Origin of the sequence: Hoylesella nanceiensis DSM 19126 = JCM 15639, assembly GCF_000379965.1 — a bacterium.
Lineage (GTDB): Bacteria > Bacteroidota > Bacteroidia > Bacteroidales > Bacteroidaceae > Prevotella > Prevotella nanceiensis.
In genome coordinates, this window is record NZ_KB904331.1 from 35782 (window position 1) to 58346 (window position 22565).

Genomic DNA, 22565 nt, shown 5'->3' on the forward strand with positions numbered 1-22565 from the left:
TTGAGTTTACACCCTAAAAACAATGCTTTTACAAGCTAATTACATTGAGATTAAAAACAAAAAGATGAACCTTAAAATTGCACATATAAAACCATCAAAATGCATTTTTATCGAAACAAAGTTATAAAGGCACATATTTTTTATTAATTTTGCAAGCGTATCGGCTCAAATACAGCTGATTTTCAATCATTAAAAGAAAAATAATTCGAAATAATAATCATAGCATCAACACACAATGAGTATCATAATTGGAATAGATGTTGGTATTAGTACCACCAAAATTGTTGGTATCAATAAAGATGGAAAGGTCATTTCTCCGATACGAATAAAGGCCACCGACCCTGTAACTTCATTATACGGAGCCTTTGGAAAGTATCTTCACGACAACAAGATAAAGCTTACCGACGTGGCAAGAGTCATGCTCACTGGCGTTGGATCGGCATATATCGACAACCCAATATACGGACTTCCTACCACAAAGGCGGAGGAGTTTATTGCCGACGGATTAGGAGCTAAATATCAAACCAACATCGATAGCATGATAGTTGTAAGCATGGGAACAGGTACTTCGCTTGTTCAATGCGACAAAGAAGGCATCAGACACATTGGAGGTATAGGCATTGGAGGCGGGACTTTACAAGGTCTTGCAAGGGTTATGCTCAAGACTGACGACATTAAACAAATTAGTTTACTGGCTGCCGAGGGTGATATTTCGAACGTAAACGTATTGATTGGCGACATTAGTCCACACGCTTTGCCTGGCTTACCTAAAAGTGCTACCGCCTCATTGTTCGGTAAAACAAAGAGTAATGCAAGTAGAGAAGACATTGCTTTGGGCATCACTTGGATGGTAATTCAAGCCATTGGCAGTAGTACTATACTCTCAAGTCTTGGCAGTGGCATTAAAGATTATGTCTTAATCGGCAATCTTACATTGCTACCTCAATGCAAAGAGGTTTACACCTCAATGGAAAAGCTCTACAATGTGCGTTTCCACATTCCTAAACACAGCGAGTTTTGCACTGCAATAGGTGCGGCATTACAAGCTCCCGAACTAGCAATTGAAAAATAAATAACAATAAAATAAGAGCTATTGGCAAATCCATTCACCAATAGCTCTTTTCTTTTTATCTAATTCATTCTATCTCATTCAGAATGAAAAGCATTCTACTTTATCATCTCTAAGAATTCATCTTCGCTTAAAATCTTCACTCCAAGCGACTCAGCTTTCTGCAATTTAGATGGTCCCATGTTGTCTCCTGCAAGTACAAAGCTGGTCTTTGCACTGATACTTCCTGTGTTCTTGCCGCCTAATTGTTCTATCATCGCTTTGTATTCGTCACGAGAATGGTGTGTAAAGACTCCACTAATGACTATAGTTTTACCTTCTAACACATTGCCTTTAGGACCTTCTTCTATCACTGGCATAGCCATTTGAAGTCCGTAACTCTCTAAACGTTCTATCAAAGCAATATTCTTTTCATCGGCAAAGAAACTCACAACGCTTGCCGCAATGATGTCTCCCACTCCCTCAACTTCAAGCAGTTGAGCCGCAGTTGCATTGCGCAAAGAATTAATATCATTGAATTTACGAGCCAATAAGCGTGCCGATGTTTCTCCAACAAAGCGTATTCCCAAAGCAAACAACACTCTATCAAAGGGCACTTGCTTCGATTTTTCGATGGCATCGATCACCTTTTTAGCCGATTTCTGATGCGCTCCGCCTTCATTGATATCATCAATTGTAAGACAATATAAGTCGGCAACGTCTTTAATCAATCCTTTGTTATAATACGAATCGATTGTTTCAGGCCCTAAACTATCAATGTTCATGGCCTTACGAGCAATGAAATGTTCTATCTTTCCCTTTATTTGTGGAGGGCAACCCATATCATTTGGGCAGTAATAAGCAGCCTGTCCTTCATATCGAACGAGCTGAGTTCCGCACTCAGGACATGTCTTAATAAATTCTATTGGTTGCATTCCTGCGGTGCGTTTACTTAGTTCTACACCCACAATCTTAGGTATAATCTCTCCACCTTTCTCTACGTATACATAGTCACCAATATGCAAATCAAAGCTTTTAATAAAGTCTTCGTTATTTAATGTGGCACGTTTCACCACCGTTCCAGCAAGTAAAACGGGTTCCATATTAGCCACTGGAGTGACCGTTCCCGTACGTCCTACTTGATAAGAGACACTCTCTAACTTGGTTAACTCACGCTCTGCTTTGAACTTATACGCAATAGCCCAACGTGGATTCTTTGCTGTAAAGCCCATACTTTGTTGCTGTTTGAGCGAATTAACCTTAAGAACTATGCCGTCAGTTGCCACTGGTAGGTTCTTTCTTTCAACGTCCCAATAATCGATAAAGGCATATATATCTTCTAAAGAAGACACTTTTCTCATTCCTTCGCCTATCTTAAAGCCCCATCGTTTGGCTGCTTCTAAACGCTCAAAGTGACCATCTATGTTGATATCTTCGCCCAATAAATAATATAAGTAGGCATCTAATGAACGCTTTGCAACTAATGCTGGGTTCAAACTTTTAAGTGTTCCCGAGGCTGCATTGCGTGGATTTGCAAATAAAGGTTCTTCTTGTTGGCGACGTTCTTCATTGAGTTTGTCAAACACTTTCCAGGGCATTAGCACCTCTCCACGCATCTCAAAGACTGCAGGATAATCGTTTCCTTGCAACACTAGGGGTATGGTTTTAATGGTTTTTACATTCGCTGTGACATCATCTCCACGTGTTCCGTCACCTCGAGTGACCGCTCTCATAAGCTTTCCGTCTTCATATCGCAACGAAATAGACAAACCATCGTATTTCAACTCGCAACAAATCTCGAACTCTTCACCATTCAATAACTTTGAAACGGTGTTGTAAAAATCTGCAACTTCTTGCTTATTATAAGTATTCGAGAGTGATAGCATGGGATAAACATGCGCCACTTGCTCGAAAGACTCTTGCAAATCGCTTCCCACTCGTTGCGTTGGTGAGTTGGCATCATACATCTCTGGATGTGCATTCTCTAAGCTTTGTAGCTCATGTAACAATGCATCGAAGGTAAAATCGTCGATTTGTGGGGCGTTCAACACATAATAATTATAGTTGTGTTGATGCAGTTCTTTACGCAGTTCTATTATTCTTTCTTGTTCAGTTGCCATACTATTATTGTGCTATTGCTATGTTTATTTAAAAGAAAAATTCATGAATAGAAGTGGAACGAATGCCTTATAGTTTTTCAACCACAAGCATTTCTGCCCTCCTACTCATGAATCTACAAAAATAGTAATTCTTTTTTAATTCTTCAAAGAATGAAGAACTAAGCTCGAATATTTATCTTAGAAAGTCCATTTTGCTGCAATTGTTGGAATTGCATAGAACTTATTGTTCATTCCTTTGTTGTTATATACGAAGTTGTTGCTGATCTCTACCTCTGTACCAAGGCTCAAGTTAACATCTTTCATACCTTTTAATGTATTCAAGTTGAACCAGAACTGTGGCTCAGAAATTAAGATTAGCTTGCCATTTACGTTCTTATCATACCATAAATCGCAGAAACCATTGAATGTACAAAGGTTGTTTGCAAAGGTAAGTCCCCATACTTCTGTTAATTGGAAACCGCTAAATGGACGAGCAAGTCCTTGACCTTTGAAGTAATATTTATACATTAATTGGATTGAGAAGTTCTTTTTAAAGTCGCTACTTACCCAATTCCAAGCTCCACCTGCTAAGAAAGCGTGTTGATAACGTGCAGTATATGTTAGGTCTTTGTTTGATCCTAAACCACCATTATACTCGATATGAGCAGCCCATTGCTTGTTTTTTGAAAGGTTAAACTCACGTGCAATTTCCCAATAAGCACCCTTAACACCATCACGATGATAGTCCATATCAGTAAACAAGAAGGTACTTCCCCACTTATCTAACTTGAACATCTCTATAGTTGTTGTAACAGTTTGGCGGTCGGTGATGTCTTTATACAATGCACGACCTAAGTCATAATGTAACTGAACGTTTTGTGCTCCAGCGCAAATACTTGTTATAAGCATTGCAGCAGATAGTAATAATTTTTTCATAAATTAATTATTGATAAGATATAATGATGCGCAAAAGTAGTCATTTTTATTGAATTCATTACATAACATGTTGTTAAATTCGTAATTAGGCCATATTCTTGTTCTTAATCAAGATTTGCAATTCACATCTTATTTCACATTTATTATCACTCCAAGCAGAGTTTTTTCTACTTATACATTATTATATATGAAGCTTCGTAGAGCCTTTTTCATTCTTTTTCTGATCCTTTTTAAGCTAAAAGAGGGATCGTTTTCCTTACTTTTGACACCTTAAAAGCAATCTAAACCTATTGTTTTCTGCATTTTATTGCAAAGAAGACGGGCTATTAATTAAGTGCAAATAAAAAACATTTTGTAACTTTGTGCCCATTATGAGAATAGATATTATCACCGTTTTACCTGAAATGCTCACAGGATTTACACAAGAATCGATTCTTGCAAGAGCACAAAAAAAAGGATTGGCAGAGATTCATTTGCACAATCTTCGTGATTATTCTACCAATAAACACAGAAAGGTAGACGACTATTCTTATGGTGGTTTCCCTGGAATGGTGATGACTTGCGAGCCTATCGACAGATGTATTTCGGCATTAAAAGCAGAAAGACACTATGATGAAGTGATATTTACAACACCTGATGGCGAGCAATTTAACCAGCCAATGGCAAACGAATTGTCGATGAAAGAAAACATTATCATTCTTTGTGGACACTATAAAGGTATCGACCAACGTATCAGAGAGCATCTTATTACAAAGGAAATTTCTGTAGGCGACTTTGTTCTTACAGGCGGAGAGCTACCTGCTGCCATCATTGCAGATGCGGTTATTCGTATTGTTCCTGGTGTTATTGGGGACGAACAAAGTGCTCTTTCTGATAGTTTTCAAGACAACTTGTTGTCTGCTCCGATATATACTCGTCCCGCAGATTATAAAGGTTGGAAGGTACCTGAAATCCTTTTAAGCGGAAATGAGGCTAAAATAAAAGCCTGGGAGCTTGAACAAGCACAGGAAAGAACCCAACGTTTGCGTCCTAACTTACTAAAATAAGGATATAACCCAAATCGAATTTGAATATATTTCAAACGATATTTGAAGATAAAGAAAGCGTCTTACTAACACAAGTAAGGTGCTTTTTAGGATATATTCCCTCAAAAACAAAGGAGAATAAGAAGCTATTTCTATTCAACTCCTATTCTATTTTTCTTTTATTAAAGTGCTATGCTGTTCCAAAAGCATTGTTTTTGGGTGATAAAAGCAATGCAATTAGCGTGTAATAACACTGCTTTTATCATGTAATTACATTGTTATTACCCTTCATTCCCTACGAAAAAGGACAAAAAAAATGAAGAGATACCCACACCAAAAGGTGCAAAATATCTCTTCATCTATCGTTAAATGTCTTTATTAAATGATGTGCATCTTAGCCACTAAATAAAGAACTACATATCCAATAATCATTGTTAGTGCACCCATTGCACCACCAATCTTCATCATTTGTTTTTGATCTACCAAGCCAGTTGAATGTGCAATGGCATTAGGAGGAGTACTAATTGGTAAACACATCGCTGCAGAAGCGGCAATTGCAACACCAATTAAGATGGTAGCTCCACCACCAATAGCATTAAGACTGTTGCCCATTCCCTTACAAACAACTGCTAAGATTGGCACTAAAAGAGCTGCTGTAGCTGTGTTTGAAATGAAGTTTGAAAGTGTGTAGCAAACAAGTCCTGAGATAACAAGAATAACAACAGGATGCCATTTATCGAAAGTAATGTTCTGAATAACATTCTCTGCCAATCCAGATTCATTCAAAGCAAGTCCTAAAGTAAATCCACCTGCAACCATCCAGATAACACTCCAGTTGATGTTTTGTAGGTCTTTTGCTGTCACTACGCCTGTAACTGCGAACACAGTGATAGGCAACATTGCCACAGTATTAGCACCAATTCCTGTTACTTTGTCGAGAAGCCACAATAAAACAGTACAAATAAAGGTTACAGAAACAACAACTGAACGCCAGTTACGTTGCACTTTACCTTCGATATGCAATTCAATTGTCTTTTGTTTAAAAGGGAAAAAGGTTTTAAGAAGATACCAACCTATCAATAAAAGCACGATGGTTAGAGGCATCATAAATAGTAACCAGTCGCCAAAACCAATTCCTGCATTAAGGCCATTCACGTCATTTAGATACTTAAGAGCAATTGCATTGGGAGGAGTTCCAATGGGAGTACCCATTCCACCGATGTTAGCTGCAACCGGAATACCTAGAGTTAAGGCGATACGTCCTTTGCCTTCAGGTGGAAGAGCTTTGAAAACTGGAGTCAAGAACGTAAGAGTCATAATCGCAGTTGCTGTATTTGATAGGAACATCGAGAAGACTCCGGTAATCAAAATGAATCCTAATAGCACATTTTCCGATTTGTTTCCAAATGGTTTTAATAAGGTTCTGGCCAGCAATACATCAAGACCTGCCTTGCTTGCAGCGATTGCAAGGATGAAACCTCCTAAGAAAAGAATAATAATTGGGTCGGCAAATGTAGCCATAATATCTTCATGATTGATGAGTTCTTGCTTCTCAAAACCATCTCGCATGAATTTAAATGCATTATCAGAAATCGTAAAAAGCATAATACCTATTACCGAAACAGAAGTGGCCCACGACGGTATTGCTTCAGTAATCCATAGTATTGTTGCGAAAGCAAAGATGGCAATAACACGTCGTTGAATAACAGTTAGACCTTCAATGCCATAATAATCGAGTGGAAGGTTCCACAAAATTAAAGTAATGAGAACTGCAACTGCAAAGAGAATACACTTCTTTAAGTTGAAACTTCCCGATAAAACGTTTTGTTCTTGGTTTGACATACTTGTAGAATTTAAAAGGTTTGTTTCTAATAAATGATTTAATTAGAATTTAGGTTGATTATTAATTTATTTATATTGTTAATTTAATCGCTCTGCAATAACCGACGAACAGCAATGCAAAGACAATTTTAATTATTCTATTGTTTAGGCTCACACAAAGATAATAGATAATATTAAAAACGCCAAAAGAATAATAAAAGAATTATTTTCGCATCCTTATCTATCTGTTAAAGAATATTATTTCTGACCGTTTTTTGCCCATTCTTTTGGGTAATTTAAAACAGAAAGTAAAAAAGAAGCATTTTATTTACTTTTTTTTAGATTAGTGTTTGGTTTTTAAATCGCATTTTTGTAATTTTGTATCGTTATAAATTACTTTATCAAATCGTTGTGAGAAATCTTCTCTATATTTTGCTATTATGCATTATTGGTTTGTCTTCTTGTAACCTAAAGGTAGGTGACAGCAGTAAAGAAGATAAACATTTGTTGGTTGAAGCCAAGCGCTTTGACCAGCTAGAGAGCCGTTATCTCACTACAGGAGACTTCTCTGCATTGCAGAATATGCGAACAGAATATCCACAAGAAACCCGTGCTTTGATTGAAGATGTTTTGGAATTGGGTGATATTGATGAAGTAGGAATCAATAGTAAGCTATTAAAATTCTATCAAGATACGCTTCTTCAACATGTAATTGCAGACATAGAAGAGCAATATAGCGACTTTTCTGATATCAATTCAGAATTGTCTTCTGCCTTTAAAAGAATGCAAAAGCTTCTTCCTGGCATTGACATTCCAGAGATATATACACAAATTGGCGCCTTTAATCAAAGCATAATTGTAAACAGAAACGCTATAGGTATCTCCTTAGATAAATACCTTGGAAGTGAATATCCATTGTATAAGAAATTTTATACCGCTGCACAAAGAGAGACAATGAATAGAAGTTATATCGCAGCAGATTGTCTACACTTCTATTTAATGAGTCTTTTCCCATGCTCAAAAGAGCAAAGTGACAATCTAATTGAAACTGGATTGCATGCAGCAGCAGTGATGTGGGTGACCAATACCATATTAAATAAAGAAATGTTTACGACCAAAGAGGTTCAATTGATTGGTAGTTTTATGGCAAAACACCCAGAAATAACAATAAAAGAGTTATTACAATATAAGCATTATAGAACGCTATTATAAGCCTCTATAATGCCTTTTATTTTGCTATTTTGCTAAATCTCCCTGCTTAATATTGTGTTTTTTCAAGTAGTTTACAAGCTTATTGGTAAACTCATAGTTCTTTATTCCCCACTTAGGACCCACTAAATACTCGGGAGGAGATTGACTAACAAATCGCTCTAACACAAGATCTTTTCTCAAATACTGAATATATTGCGCAATGAGTTCAATATACTCATCAAGCGAATAAAGGTGAAAAGGCTCCTCATTCCATTCCTTTGCCAACTTAGTTCCTCTGATAATCTGCATCTGATGTATTTTAAGTATGTCTAAAGGAAGTTGAGATATGATCTTAGCTTGTTGTATACTCTCTTGTGAATCCTCACCAGGAAGCCCTAAAATGATATGCCCTCCTGTTAATATTCCACGCTCTTTCGTCCTTTTTATCGCATCAACACTACACTCAAACGAATGTCCTCGGTTGATTCTTTCTAACGTTTTATTGTTCGTTGTCTCTATTCCATACTCCACTAATACAAACGTTTTCTTGTTCAACTCTTGTAAATAATCGAGCAATTCATCTGAAACACAATCGGGACGGGTACCTATTACCAATCCAACAACATCGCTAACGGCTAATGCTTCTTCATACATTGCTCTCAATTTAGATGTTGGAGAATAAGTATTTGTGTAGGCTTGGAAGTATGCAAGATACTTCATTTCAGGATATTTCTTTCCAAAAAAGCGTTTTCCAGCCTCTAATTGTTCCGTAACAGAATCTCTTTTATGACAATAAGAGGGATTAAACGTCCTATTATCACAATAAGTACAGCCTCCACGAGCAATGGTTCCGTCTCTATTTGGACAAGAAAAGCCAGCATCAATGGATATTTTTTGAACCTTAAAAGGAAACTGTTGCTTCATCCAAGACCCAAAATCATTATATAAAAAAGATGTATTCATTTGAAAAATCGAATCTTATTAAAAATAAATAGCCCATTACTCTCCATTGGGTTGATGTGCACTTATAAACCAAGAAAATAACATTATTCCTATGAATTCTATGACAGTGCGAGCAAAACCATTGGTAATAGCCTTTGCAAAAGTAAACAAATTTACTTAACTTTGTGGCAAAGAACATACTAAAAGATACACAATGAGAAAGATTTGGACCCTTCTTACTGCATTCACAATGATGTTTAGCGTTGCCAATGCAGGTGATAAAATCACTATAAAGTCGATTACGAATGGTGATTTCGCAGCTGAAATGATGCAAGGAATGAATCCTATTGCAGGCACAGACCAATTTACTCGCATCAGTAGTGACGGCCAACAAGTTTTACAATGCTCGTTTAAAACAGGACAAACAACAGCTGTTTTGTTCGATATTTCAAAGACTATAGGTGAAAAAATCGATGGATTTGACGGCTATATAATGTCTCCTGATGGCAAAAGAATGCTCATTCAAACCAAAACAGAACACATCTACCGTCGCTCATTCAAAGCAACTTATTATATATATACCATTGCTTCTACTAAATTAGAAAAGCTTTCAGATGGCGATAAGCAACAAGTTCCAACATGGTCACCCGACGGAAACCTCGTAGCTTTTGTGAGAAACAACAACATTTTCTTAGTAAAACTATTATATGACAATGCAGAAAGTGCTGTAACAACAGACGGAAAGCCAAACGAAATCATTAATGGTATCCCCGATTGGGTAAACGAAGAGGAGTTCAGTCACAACAAAGCACTTGTGTTTAGTGCAGATGCTTCAATGCTTGTGTGGGTGAAATACGACGAAAAGGCAGTGAAAGAGTATTCTATTCAGATGTTTAAAGGTTCCCACCCTACATTCAACTCTTATGCAGACTACCCTGGGTTAGATTCTTATAAATATCCTAAAGCAGGCTTTGATAATGCAATTGTGTCGCTATGGAGCTTCGATATAAAGGCTAAAAGAACCCAAAAGATGCAACTCCCACTATCTGCCGACAGCTATATTCCACGCTTAAAGGCTACAAACGATGCAAACCAAGTAATTGCATTCACCATGAATCGCCATCAAGACGAATTGTGTTTATATTCTGTTAATCCTCGAAGTACTGTAACACAGCTACTTATAAAGGAAACATCTCCTAAGTATATTAAAGAAGAAGCCATTGGAAATATATTGATAACTCCTAACAATATATTGATTCCTAACGACAAAGAGGGAGCAATGAACTTGTATCTTTACTCTCGAAATGGCCAACTTATCCGCAAGATAGGCAATAACAACACCGTTATTACTGATGTTTACGGAATCAACGATGCAACAGGTGAAGTGTATTATCAAGCAGCTTTGCCCACACCTCACGACAGAAAGGTATTCGTTAGCAAGAAGAATGGATCGGTAGAAGAGCTCACTAAGCAAGAAGGATGGAACCAAGCACGCTTCTCTGGCGACTTTAAATACTTCTTAAATACATGGAGTAACTATAACACTCCTTTTATTTTCACTATCAGAGACAATCAAGGTAAGGTGCTATCTACCCCTATTAATAACGAAAAGCTAAAGAATAAGATTGCAAACTATGATTGGGCAAAACGTGAAGCCTTTACATTTACCACCTCAGAAGGTATTCAATTAGATGGTTGGATGATGAAACCACTTAACTTTAACCCTGCAAAACGATATCCTGTTGTACTCTTTCAATACAGCGGACCAGGCAGTCAACAAGTCATTAACTCATGGAATGCAGGCTCAATGGGTCAAGGTGGAGCCTTTGATGCATACCTTGCGCAAAACGATATCATTGTGGTTTGTGTAGACGGACGTGGTACTGGCGGTAGAGAGGCTGCCTTTGAAAAGGCTACTTACTTACAATTAGGAAAATTAGAAGCAAAAGATCAAGTTGAAACCGCATTGTGGTTAGGAAAACAATCGTATGTAGATAAAGACAAAATTGGCATTTGGGGATGGAGTTTTGGAGGCTTTAATACTTTAATGAGCATGAGCGAAGGTCGCAAAATGTTTAAAGCTGGCGTTGCAGTTGCAGCTCCAACCGATTGGAAGTTCTATGACACTATCTACACAGAGAGATATATGAGAACTCCAAAAGAGAACCCAGATGGTTATAAAGATAATCCTATTAGTCGTGTAAATCAGTTAGAAGGCGCATTATTGCTATGCCATGGCACCGCAGATGATAATGTTCATGTACAAAATGCCTATGAATATTCAGAAGCATTGGTGCAAGCAGACAAAGACTTTAAAGAGCTTTACTACACCAATAGAAACCATTCTATCTACGGAGGAAACACTCGTAACCACCTACTTAGACAAATTTCAAACTTCTTTATCAATGAGTTGAAATAAAGAAGACTACAATAATAAAACAAAAGAGAATAAAGTTTGGATTGCCATTGAGCGTCCTTGCTTTATTCTCTTTTTATTTTAAACTTTCTCTTTCATCGAGAACGTCAGTAAAACGGATAGCAACGTCATGATAATACCCGAGAAAGCTACACCTTCCCATGCCCATTTATCCCAACAAAATCCTGCTATAAAGGTTCCTAAAGAGGCGCCTAAGAAGAAGGTTGTCATGAAAATGGTATTCACTCTGTTTGTTGCTTGAGGCACAAGAGATAGTGCTTTACTTTGATTACTTAGCTGAATACACTGCATTCCCCCATCAATTGAGATAATTCCAATGATCATTCCCCAATAAGAGTTTTGAAAAAAATACATCACTAACCACGAAGCGATAAGCACTCCACAACCTATTAGATGAAAGGTACGCACTCCAAATTTGTTAATATAACCTCCAATAGATGTTGCAGTGAGTGCTCCCATCATACCACAAAGCCCCAATAAGCCAATAGTATCATTACTTGCGTAAAAAGGTTCACCACTCATTTTAAACACAAGCACAGCCCACATTCCTTGAAAGCAGCCAAAACAAAGAGCAGCACGCAAAGAAACGTTTTGCAATATCTTGTTATTCTTCACCAAACCAAACATCGACTTCATTAAAGAAGCATAGCTTCCTTGGAAAGTAGACGGCGAAGCAGGGAGCATTTTCAAAATAACTACAAGACAAACTGCCATTAACACGGTTGCAACATAATAAATTGCACGCCAACCAAAGTGCTCTCCCATTATTCCACTCACCACTCTTGAGGCCAAAATACCTGTTAACAAGCCCCCAAGAAGTATGCCCACATTTTGCGTTTTGCGCTCAGGAGTTGAGTATTGTGAGGCCATTGGGATAAAGATATGAGGCATAACCGACCCTGCACCTATTATAAATGAGGTGAAAAGCAATGTATAGATATTGCTTGTTAATGCGGTTGCAAGAAGCGATATGGCAAGAAGTGTGAAGTTTACGGTAAGAATTTTTCTTACTTGCACTAAGTCACCAAGAGGTATTATGAATAAAAGTCCAACGGCATAGCCCAGTTGTGTGATGATAGGAAGCCAGTTGGCGGTGAGCGATGAAATACCCAATTCGGTACTGATCATATTCAATACGGGCTGATTAAAATACAGATTGGCAACTGTTACGCCCGAGATTATCGCCATAATCCATAATAACGATGTTGAAATTCCTTTATTGGGAACCAGTGTTTGTTTCATTTTTAGTTTCTTTTTCTTTCGATATTATATTTCTACAATATTCTTCTTTATTTATCCTTGTTATTATATTTCGTGTGTTTACACGATATCGTGTCGTCTGTATGCCTTTTATCTTTATCTAAAAAGAAAGCTATACAAGTTCAAAAAGAAAGAAGTATCAAAAGAAAACAGCACAGTTCATCTTTTGATACTTCTGAGTTATAATGGCAAATTATGCCAAACTGTTCATGCGAGCAATATATTTTCCGATAATATCGAATTCTAAGTTCACAACACTTCCTAATTCAATAGCACAAAAGTTGGTATGTTCTTTTGTGTAAGGAATGATAGCTACTTTAAAAGAATCACGTGTAGGCGACACCACTGTCAATGAAACTCCATTAACAGTAACCGATCCTTTATCTACAGTGAAATAGCCTCTCGAAGCCTGTTCTTTGTCAAATTCATAGCTAAAGGTAAAATAAGTAGAACCATTTGCATCTTCTATCGCACTGCAAATCGCTGTAGTATCCACATGACCTTGCACAATATGGCCATCAAGTCTACCATTCATCTGCATCGAACGTTCTACATTTACCTTGTCGCCAACGTTCCATAACCCCAAATTACTACGTATTATGGTTTCTTTCATTGCTGTAACTGTATAGCGGTTGCCATCTAATTCAACAACAGTTAAGCACACTCCGTTGTGCGCAACGCTTTGGTCTATCTTCAATTCGTTGGTGAACGAACATTCAAGTGTAAAATGAATATTCTCTTTGTCGTGTTCTATTGCTACGACAGTTGCCATTTCTTCAATAATTCCCGAGAACATATTATTTTCCTTTTTGATATATATAAAAAGGCAGGGAAAATGTTTCCTGCCTCTATTTGAAAGGGGTTGCTCGATGATGTGATGAAACTCCGAGCTAAAAAAGATTTGAGTGTTCTCCGTCTTTGTAATCCACCGGCTTTGCAGCTTAGCCTCTTTTAAAAGAGATTTATATGGCCCGCCATTAACAAAAGAAACAATCTCGGTTTTCTGAAATAATTTGATGAGTATCCCAATCAAACCGACACAACCCCAAATGTGTTGTTCTTTGTGCCTGCAAAGATAATAGATTTTACTTAAACTTACAAAGATTTGAATGTTAAAGTGCATCTTGGGGCTGTGTTATACTTACCAACTTTACTTAACATTATTAAACTGCAATTCTGTTGGTGCATTGGTTTTCTTCGTTTAAATTTGCACCATTATTGTAACTATAAAACACATTAATTGCCCATTTAGGGAGAATGAGCAACGAAAAAACACACTCTTTAAAAGAGAAGAGTTGTATTGGGATAAATAAGAAAACGTATGTAGAGAATGCAAGTTACCATCTATTGCATTGTTCTATTATTCGCATTATCGTTAACCAGCACCACAAATGGGGTGCTATAATACACACACAATTATGAAAAAACTATTCTTTACAGCTGCAAGCATTGCATTTGCAGTGTCGGTAAACGCTCAAAGTACTTTCAAAGGCGATTTAGCTCTTAACACAAGCAACGCAACTAACAATGCTTATAACGTGGCTTTGGTTACTAATGAGTATCTAACAGAAAACAGCAATTTGAACAATTCTACTGAAATGAACGAGCTTTCGCCTATCAGTTCTACTGCAACTGAGACCGATGCACTTGCTCAACGTCGTCCAGGAAGATATTATGCGCCACGCAGAAGCTATCGTTCTGGTAGCAATGGAGGCTTTAATGCATTTGTAGATGGAGGCTTTGCATTTGGTGTTGGCGACTATGGTCACGACCGAGTAGAGTTCACTGGAAGTATAGGTTATCAGTTTAATCCCTATGTTTACTTAGGTGGTGGTCTCGGAATGAGTATCTACACTGGCAAGGGTTCAACCATTTTACTTCCTTTCTTTGCTAATGCTCGATTCAATTTCACCACAAGAAGTATCGCACCTTTCCTAGATTTAAAACTGGGTTACAGTGTTGGTGATGCAAATGGACTTTATTTTTCTCCAATGGTTGGATGTAGATTTGCAACAAGAGGCAGCTCTGCTTTCTATGTAGGTCTTGCTTACTTGTCTCAAGGTATTGATGTTAAGCACACCAAGTATAGCTACACAACTGGTGCACTTGGATTTAAAGTAGGATACGAATTCTAATATAGAAATAATAAAGGACTTATCTTTTACCCCTTTGTTGTGTAAAAAATAAGTCCTTTTTCTTTTCTCTTCACCACTCACCCTCGTTCTTTCTGTCTTGCAATAACATTGATATTAGTGAGTAAAAGCTATGTTTTTACACTGCAAAAGCACTGCTTTTAAGGACTAACTGCATAGCATTTGCATCCATTGTTGTTTCATATTAAAAAGAACACTCTACCTTTTAAGAAAACAAGAGCAAAACATTTCGCCTCGAAGAGAATTTAAAAGGAGATGAAACAAGAATAAATATATAAGAAAAGGGAGAACCATTAAGGCTCTCCCCCATCATCAACTTGTTTTCAAATTTAGCGTTCTCGATACTTAGATAAATTACTTCTTCACTAGTTTCAATATCTTATAAGGCTTTCCTTCTTTTAATATTCTAAGGACATAAACGCCTGTTTCGCCTTCAAAAGCAATTGCTTCGCTGGCATCAGAAGATACATTAACGTTGCGTTGGAACAACATTGCGCCTGCACTATTGATGAGTTGAACTTGATAAGTGCCTGCTTGTGCAAAGTGTAAACGCAAGATGCTTGATGTAGAAGTTTTTGAAATATCAACTAAAAGTGTACCTGCCTCGATTGAATTGACATCGTTTGGCAAACCAGACACTTCGATATTATCTTCTAACTGCATGGTTGCTTCTCCCCAACGGTTCTGCAATGTTAGCTCTGCTTTGTATGTTCCTGGTTGAGAGAAGGTAGCATTTGCAGTTTTATTTTGTGGTGTAATGGCTGCTCCTTCTACGTTCCAATTAGCTTTAGTTGTTACATCTAAGCTACCAACTATACCAGGATAGCCCAAGAAATCGTTATTAGAATCATGCGCTTGGTATTTTGCTTTACTGGTATCTTCACCGCCACTACCTTCCATAGTCACGATTATAGCTTTCTCATCTTTGCCTGCAGAGCCCCAATTGTAGAAGAAACCATCTTTATCTTTCTCTTCAAATGTATAATAACCCTTTAGATTTTGAGGTACATTTTCTTTTGAATAGCCTTGCATAGCCTGCAAAACTTCTTCGTCACTAAGGGCTTTATCCCACACTTGAACTTCGTCTACATATCCATTTAAGCCAGCTTTATAAACGCCACCGCCACCAATAAAGATGTGAGCTGTGCGATTTTTATGTATTCGATAATCTGTAGATTCGTCACGTCTGCTACTTGCTGTGAAAGTTGTTTCTGCCACTTTTTTACCATTAAAGTATAACTTTTGATTGTTATTGCTATCGTGTGTCACCACAACATGGGTCCAAACACCAGGAGTAACTTGATAACCTTTAGACATCATCGCCTCATTTGGACTATCATGTCGCTCCCATCCCATTGTATTAAATGAGATCTCATTAGCTAAGTGACCTGGCATTTCAGGACGAATAGTTACCCATAGGTCTCCCCAGTTATTGTGTGGCCATGAATCATGTATTGTGTTTTTATTGATAAGGTTAGTTCCTTGCTTGTCGTGTCCAAACTTCTCCACTTTAAACCACAATGCATAAGAATAGGTTTTGCCCACTTGTATGTCACCAGGAATGTACAACATCTCAGGGTCTTTCACAATTAAAGCTCTTGAAACCTTGCCTTCTCCCTCTTTTCCAACATAAGATAAGGTTACAGATTCATTGGTTTTAACTTGTGTTTTGTCTGCCATCACCTTTTCAATAACAGGTACAGAGCCTGTTGTTTCTGGTGTTATCTGAACCATTCCTCGTGTAGTTGTTTGGTTTCCGTTGGCATCTGTCAATAAAAGGTCATACAAACCAACTTGAGAAATTTGCGCTTCACAAACTCGAGAGTTACTTGATTGCGCAATAACTTCTCCATTTCTTGGATTAACAATTGATATATTTTGCGCTGCAGGAGCTCTCTTATCAACCATCACAATCTTGAACTTTTCGTTTGGTTTTACGACCTTTTTATCAACCACAATGTCGCTAATCATTTGGTTATAAGGTATCTCTTTATAATCAGTCCAAACGATATCGGTTGTCGCTTTGCCGTCAGGTGCAATGGCTCTAACACCTAAACGCACCTTTCTTACTTCGTCTTCGGGCTTCAAAGGAGCATCAACTACATAAGCAGCCCATGATGTTGTGGCAGTAAGAAGTTGTGGATTCTCGTTCAATGGCTGCATGTAAATCTCATAATACCATGTATCTACATCGTCATTATACACCTTTGTTGCACTGTTATCGGGTGCACTTGCATAGCGAATCTTAAAGTCAAAGGCATTATAACGACCTCTAATAATCTCTACATCCTTAATTGTTGGAGTGACAGTATTAAAGGTTTGCGCTGGATTTCGTAGGGCAATTTCTCCTACATACATATTATAATTCTCTGGAGTGTCGTTAAATACCAATCCAATCATTGCCACTTCGCTATCTGCAGGCACTCCAAGTTGCTCCATTGTAGCGGTGTATATCACCCAAGAAGATAAAGAAGCCGTGTTTGAAGGCAATGCAACTTCTTTATAATGAGTTAGATCTCCCTTTAAAGCCACAAACAATTTAGCATGTGGTTCGATGTCGCCTGTCTTCTTATAAGTAATTGATAAGGTGTAATTAGGCTGTACTTTAAGTAGCGTTTTGAATAGCTTTAATCTTGAGAAAGCACTCTTTCCCGATACATTTAAGCATGAACCACCAAAGTAAGCCTCATCAAATGTGAGATTAGTATTTACGAATGATGAGATAGAAGTTTCGTCTACTGCATCGTTTTGGTCTGTAATCCACCAACGCCAAGTAGGCATTAGGTCTTGAGTATTTAAGTTGTACCACTTGTGATTGAATGTAACTTTACCCTCATTGTGGAACTTTAAGCCGTTTCCAAGATTGAAACGAGAAACGAAAGGCACATCGCTTATAGTTGATTTAGCTGTTAAATACGATGCAAGTCCATGGAACTTCTTTAATGCTGTGTTTGATAATGAGGTTCCACTACTTAGCTCTGGTGTGAAAGCAGGATTGCGATTACCTCCACTAAACACCAATTCGAGTTTCTTTTGATATGCTCTTTGAATTGCAATGTCTTCTGTTCCTTCGTCAGTTGCGCTCTGATGGAGCAGACTTTGTGCGTGTGCACCCCAAAAACCGATTGAAACTGGCTGAGTAGAAAGCGCCTTCCAGCTATAATTATTAAGTGCATTCTTTTGAATATCAAATCCTGCAAAGATGTCATAAGAGTTTCTTGGCAATTGTTTTGCCATCCTTACAGAACTTGCTAAACCTGCACTTCCCCAATTATAGTTAAGGAAGAACATGTCAACTTTCTTGTTATTATCTGGTCCAAGAATGCTAGAATTCTGGCTATTCAATGAGTTTTTAAAGCTTTTCTCACCTGAACGAGTCATAAGATCATACCAATGGATTTGAAATTCCCATCCTTCTTCTTTTGCTTTTGCATGACAATCAGCAAAAAAGTTTAAGAGATGAGTCATCGTATCATAATCAGAAAAGAACTCAGAGTTAATACCTAAGCCATTGATTCCATAATATTTCATGAATTGAATGAGCTTTCTTGTCCAAAGAAAGTTTCCATTTGAATCTGCTTCTGTTAAGCCATAAAGAACCTTAAAGTGGTTATTAAAGAAGTTAGGTTGATCATAAAAGCTAATAGTTGTTGTTTCAGGCACTCCTAATACGCAACCAACTGCAACACCATTCTTTGCTGCAACGTCTGATAAACCAGCAGAAACACGAGCCCAAGGAGCCGACCAATTGCCATGAATGTCAAGATATGACCACATACTAAAATTGTCTCCTTCGAGCGAATAACGTGGAAATGCTTTCCATTTCACCGATGGATCGTCTAAAGGAACCCACATACAAAGCTTGCGTTGCTTATCTGCGAGGCTATTAGCCTTATAGTTTTCGGCATCTTCTATACGCTTTTTGGGTTTCACTCGTGATATATAAAACTCGTCATCTGTAGCAGAAACGCCTGCTAAAGGCTGTCCAGGAGTCCACGATTTAAATCCTTCGAACCACTGATAGAAATCCATTGTAGAGATATCTAACGGATGAGTTGGGGTTCGTTGTGCCATCATTGTAAATGAAGAACACGACAATGCCAATGCTGTTAATATGGCTTTTGTTTTCATATAAATTATTGTTTGATTAGTAAAATTCTTCTTGTTCCTTCTAAGTAGTTTGTCAAAAGGGCTTTATATATTAACAAATCAAAAATAAAAGTTGCGTAATTAAGTTACATTTATTTAACGAATATCAACATTAGGCGGTAAAAACAAAAAGAGATTTGCAGTGTATTTCCTACAAATCTCTTTGATTTCTTCTTATTTAAAATATTTTCTTAGCTCAAAACTCCATATCTTATACCCGAAAGGACTCAGGTGTAAGCCATCTGAAGTAAGCTCTTTTCGCATCTCATTGGTGCCGTGTCGCACAAATTTATCAAACAAGTTGATATACGATATATTGTTCTTTTCGCAATAAGTCTTTAGCAATTCGTTGATACGAGGAATGTCATTGGTTTTGCCTTCGAGTGTTTTCCAACGCCCCGAAGCCTCATAAATGGGCAAAAGACTCTGCACATAAAGCTTTGTTTTGGGTGTATCTTTGGTGATTTTGCTAATCACTTTCACGCAAAGGTCATACACTTGATTGGGAGTTAAATCGTGACTTAAATCGTTGATGCCCACCATTAGGAAGATAGCCTTAGGCTTTCCTGGTGTAATTTGCTGTAAACGATTGATCATGCCCGTTGCATCATCGCCCGAAATACCTCTATTTCGCACTCTTTTAGCTTTTAAAAGGACATTCCAATCGCCTGCCATTTCGGTTAAGCTATTGCCCAACATCACAACATCTAAGCTGTCAACAGGACGCATTTGAGCAAACTTATCCACCCTTTCTCGATAATGTTTGGTAGACTGATATGTCACTTTTTGTGCTTTTACTATTGAAAATAGACTTCCACAGATAAGCAGAAAGACTATAAAAATATTTCTCATTCTTTAGAATTGTTCTAGAATAGCGATTCGTTTCTTCACATCTGGGTGTGTACTAAATAGCGAATCAACTGCTCCAAGTAGTCCTGGTTCCATCTCATCAGGATACATTATAAACATTTGAGCAATGTCTGCGCGATTCACTGCATCAAGTCCTGGGTCGCCAGATATCTTCCTTAAGGCAGAAGCTAACGCCAAAGGGTTACCTGTTATCTCTGCTCCTCCTGCATCTGCCATATACTCTCGCTTACGAGAAATGGCGAATCGGGTCAAGAGAGTAAAGAAATAAGCTACTGCAGCCAATACTACTCCAATCAGAATGATGAGCACAACCGAGCCACCTCCTTCTTTTTTACTTCGTCTACTGCCACCTGACATAAAGCTATAATAAAGCATTCTAAGCAGCATGGTCATGATTGTAGAAACAATTCCCACGAAAACAATACTTGTAATAAGCAGCTTTGTGTCGTGATTTCGAATGTGGGTTAACTCATGAGCAATAACTCCTGCCAGCTCTTCATCATTCAATCGGTCTATAATTCCTGTGGTTAATGTAACCGCATACGTCTTTTTATTAATGCCACTAGCAAACGCATTGAGCTGAGGATCATTCACAATGTTCACTTGAGGCATATCCATTCCAATCGACATGCATAGGTTTTCAACGATATTATACACCTTTGGATTGTCAGAACGCTTTAAAGGCTGGGCTTTTGTGGCTGCCATAATCATAGAAGCATTACCATAATAGGCTATAACAAACCACAAACCCACCGCTCCGAGCACATAAGGTAGAATATGAAGGAAATAGGCATTGACCGAAGCAAAATTGACTTCGTGTGCCATCGTTCCATCTTCTAGATAATAACCACCGTCAAAATAGTTCACGGCAACTAAGAAAACCCATATCGTTCCCAATATTATCACAGGGAACATTAATAACAAAAGAATTGTAAGTCGATTGTTTTTTCTTATTTGCGATTGTACTCCTACGTATTGCATTCAATCTAAAATTTAATTTCAGGAGCCTTTTCCATTGCTGCTTGTTGCTCTACTGGGATCTCAAACATTGGTTGAGTGGTAAAGCCAAACATTCCTGCTATGAGGTTTGCAGGGAACGATTGGATCGCAGTATTTAGCTCTTTAGTGGTTGAATTGAAGAATCTACGAGTTGCAGAAAGCTTGTTTTCCATATCAGCAATTTCCATTTGCAAGTTATTGAAATTGGTATTTGCTTTCAAATCGGGATAAGCTTCGAGCGAAACTCTTAGTCCTGCCAATGCACTTGACAACTGATTGTCGGCTGCAATGGTATCGTTTATGGTGTTTGCACCCATTGCTGCAGCTCTTGCTTCAGTCACTTTCTGTAACAATTCCTTTTCATGATCAGCATAACCTTTCACAGTTGCCACCAATTGAGGAATCATATCATAACGCTGTTTCAATTGAACTGAAATATTCGAGAAGGCATTTTCACGATTATTTCTTAATCCAACTAATCTGTTATAGACACTAATAAAATAGATTGCAATAACTACAACTACTGCTAAAACTATTACTGTTGTTGACATAATAATTATTTTTTTGATTAATATTCTACTTAATTTTTTCTCAGTTTCTTTATTATTGCCCTGCAAATTAAATGCCATTCTTTACTATAAGACACCCTTTGTGGCAAAATAACGCACGATTGTCACCGCACATTCTTTACAAAAATAGGAAATTAACGCTATATACGATAATATTTTATTGTTTTTTTGTTAAAAAAGAGAAGTTCTATTTTTTTGTACGTATAAAGAAAACGAATTGAAATGAATAACAACATCAATTAGAACAAAGAAACGATTGAAATGAAAACAATTTGAAATTAAGTGGCAAAAGCAATGTTTTTAGCTTGTAATTACATTACTTTTGCAGTGCAATAGCATTGAGTTTACAGCCCAATTGCATAGCTTTTAAATAGGAAGAGCATAAGTATATGAAAGAGAAAGAGATATGTCGCTGGTGCAAAGGCGACACGATGATGGAGAAATATCACAACGAAGAATGGGGAATAGCTTGTCACAACGATCAGCAACTCTATGAGTATTTAATGCTCGAAGCGATGTCGTGCGGATTAAGTTGGAAGCTAATGCTGATAAAGAGAGAGATTTTTAGGACTTGCTTTGCCAACTTCGACTATATGAAAATTGCTCAATTTACCAACAGCGACGTTGAAAGAATTATGCAATATCCTGGCATCATTAAGTCTAAAAGAAAGATTGAGGCAATGATTAGTAACGCTCAGGCTTTCATCAAGATACGCAATAAATTTGAAACTTTCGATAACTATATTTGGAGTTTCACAAAAGGCAAAACTATAATCTATAACAATCGCCCTAACGGAATGATGCAAAAACAAAGTGAACTATCGGATATCATTGCCAAAGACCTAAAGAAAAGGGGCTTTAAGTTTCTTGGTTCAGTACTTGTTTATTCGTTTATTCAAGCCATAGGAATGGTGAACGACCACGACACTACATGCTATATGTTTAACGAAATTGGTGGAGATCTGATTGAATGAGCCGAACAAAAAAAATGAAACAATCATCTAATTCCACAGTATTTTACTCAACTCATAAGGCTTTATCATTCAAATAGAAAGTATTTACCCCT

16 protein-coding genes are annotated in these 22565 nt (G+C 37.5%); 6 read left to right on the forward strand and 10 right to left on the reverse strand.

Features of this window, described 5'->3' with window-relative positions; genetic code table 11:
• The first annotated feature begins 235 nt into the window (after positions 1-235).
• Positions 236-1072 (forward strand): type II pantothenate kinase, encoded by an 837-nt coding sequence (coaW, locus tag A3GM_RS0106215; protein WP_018362525.1) that lies wholly within the window; start codon positions 236-238, stop codon positions 1070-1072.
• A gap of 95 nt (positions 1073-1167) precedes the next feature.
• Here coaW and ligA read toward each other — a convergent pair whose 3' ends face one another.
• Positions 1168-3168 carry an NAD-dependent DNA ligase LigA gene (ligA, locus tag A3GM_RS0106220; protein WP_018362526.1) on the reverse strand — a complete coding sequence of 667 codons (2001 nt, stop codon included), beginning with the start codon at positions 3166-3168 and terminating at the stop codon, positions 1168-1170.
• A 177-nt stretch (positions 3169-3345) separates the two neighbouring features.
• The gene (locus A3GM_RS0106225; protein ID WP_018362527.1) at positions 3346-4083 is read right to left on the reverse strand and encodes a nucleoside-specific channel-forming Tsx family protein; all 738 of its coding nucleotides are present in this window, start codon (positions 4081-4083) and stop codon (positions 3346-3348) included.
• Between the two features lie 371 nt (positions 4084-4454).
• Between A3GM_RS0106225 and trmD the strand changes: the two genes are divergently transcribed.
• On the forward strand, positions 4455-5129 hold the full coding sequence (gene trmD / locus A3GM_RS0106230) for a tRNA (guanosine(37)-N1)-methyltransferase TrmD (RefSeq protein ID WP_018362528.1): 675 nt from the start codon (positions 4455-4457) through the stop codon (positions 5127-5129).
• Between the two features lie 357 nt (positions 5130-5486).
• On the opposite strand, the gene A3GM_RS0106235 is transcribed toward trmD, so the two are convergent.
• Positions 5487-6950 carry an SLC13 family permease gene (locus A3GM_RS0106235; protein WP_018362529.1) on the reverse strand — a complete coding sequence of 488 codons (1464 nt, stop codon included), beginning with the start codon at positions 6948-6950 and terminating at the stop codon, positions 5487-5489.
• A 390-nt stretch (positions 6951-7340) separates the two neighbouring features.
• Between A3GM_RS0106235 and A3GM_RS0106240 the strand changes: the two genes are divergently transcribed.
• Entirely contained in the window at positions 7341-8141 is an 801-nt protein-coding gene (locus A3GM_RS0106240; RefSeq protein WP_025830108.1) for a gliding motility protein GldB-related protein, read from the forward strand.
• Between the two features lie 24 nt (positions 8142-8165).
• On the opposite strand, the gene mnmL is transcribed toward A3GM_RS0106240, so the two are convergent.
• Positions 8166-9083, reverse strand: a complete 918-nt coding sequence (gene mnmL / locus A3GM_RS0106245) for a tRNA modification radical SAM protein MnmL/YtqA (protein WP_018362531.1) — start codon at positions 9081-9083, stop codon at positions 8166-8168.
• Positions 9084-9276: 193 nt separating this feature from the next.
• Here mnmL and A3GM_RS0106250 point away from each other — a divergent pair, with 193 nt between their 5' ends.
• Entirely contained in the window at positions 9277-11481 is a 2205-nt protein-coding gene (locus tag A3GM_RS0106250; protein ID WP_018362532.1) for a S9 family peptidase, read from the forward strand.
• Positions 11482-11559: 78 nt separating this feature from the next.
• Here the strand turns inward: A3GM_RS0106250 and A3GM_RS0106255 are convergent, their stop codons facing one another.
• A complete protein-coding gene (locus A3GM_RS0106255; RefSeq protein ID WP_018362533.1) occupies positions 11560-12741 on the reverse strand; it encodes an MFS transporter in 1182 nt (393 codons plus the stop codon).
• A gap of 211 nt (positions 12742-12952) precedes the next feature.
• On the reverse strand, positions 12953-13555 hold the full coding sequence (locus A3GM_RS0106260; RefSeq protein WP_018362534.1) for a riboflavin synthase: 603 nt from the start codon (positions 13553-13555) through the stop codon (positions 12953-12955).
• A 622-nt stretch (positions 13556-14177) separates the two neighbouring features.
• On the opposite strand from A3GM_RS0106260, the gene A3GM_RS11280 reads away from it, so the two are divergent.
• Positions 14178-14894 carry a hypothetical protein gene (locus A3GM_RS11280; RefSeq protein ID WP_018362536.1) on the forward strand — a complete coding sequence of 239 codons (717 nt, stop codon included), beginning with the start codon at positions 14178-14180 and terminating at the stop codon, positions 14892-14894.
• Between the two features lie 372 nt (positions 14895-15266).
• Here A3GM_RS11280 and A3GM_RS0106275 read toward each other — a convergent pair whose 3' ends face one another.
• The 4 genes from A3GM_RS0106275 to A3GM_RS0106290 all read right to left on the reverse strand — a co-directional run bounded on the left by A3GM_RS0106275 (position 15267) and on the right by A3GM_RS0106290 (position 21481).
• Positions 15267-19043 carry an endo-beta-N-acetylglucosaminidase gene (locus A3GM_RS0106275; protein WP_018362537.1) on the reverse strand — a complete coding sequence of 1259 codons (3777 nt, stop codon included), beginning with the start codon at positions 19041-19043 and terminating at the stop codon, positions 15267-15269.
• A 192-nt stretch (positions 19044-19235) separates the two neighbouring features.
• Positions 19236-19913, reverse strand: coding sequence for a GDSL-type esterase/lipase family protein (locus A3GM_RS0106280; protein WP_025830110.1), 678 nt, complete (start codon positions 19911-19913; stop codon positions 19236-19238).
• A gap of 3 nt (positions 19914-19916) precedes the next feature.
• Complete coding sequence (locus tag A3GM_RS0106285; protein WP_025830111.1) at positions 19917-20912, reverse strand: M48 family metallopeptidase; 996 nt, start codon at positions 20910-20912, stop codon at positions 19917-19919.
• A gap of 5 nt (positions 20913-20917) precedes the next feature.
• The gene (locus A3GM_RS0106290; protein ID WP_025830112.1) at positions 20918-21481 is read right to left on the reverse strand and encodes a LemA family protein; all 564 of its coding nucleotides are present in this window, start codon (positions 21479-21481) and stop codon (positions 20918-20920) included.
• 407 nt (positions 21482-21888) lie between these two features.
• Between A3GM_RS0106290 and A3GM_RS0106295 the strand changes: the two genes are divergently transcribed.
• Positions 21889-22473, forward strand: a complete 585-nt coding sequence (locus A3GM_RS0106295) for a DNA-3-methyladenine glycosylase I (RefSeq protein ID WP_018362541.1) — start codon at positions 21889-21891, stop codon at positions 22471-22473.
• The last annotated feature ends 92 nt before the right edge of the window (positions 22474-22565 follow it).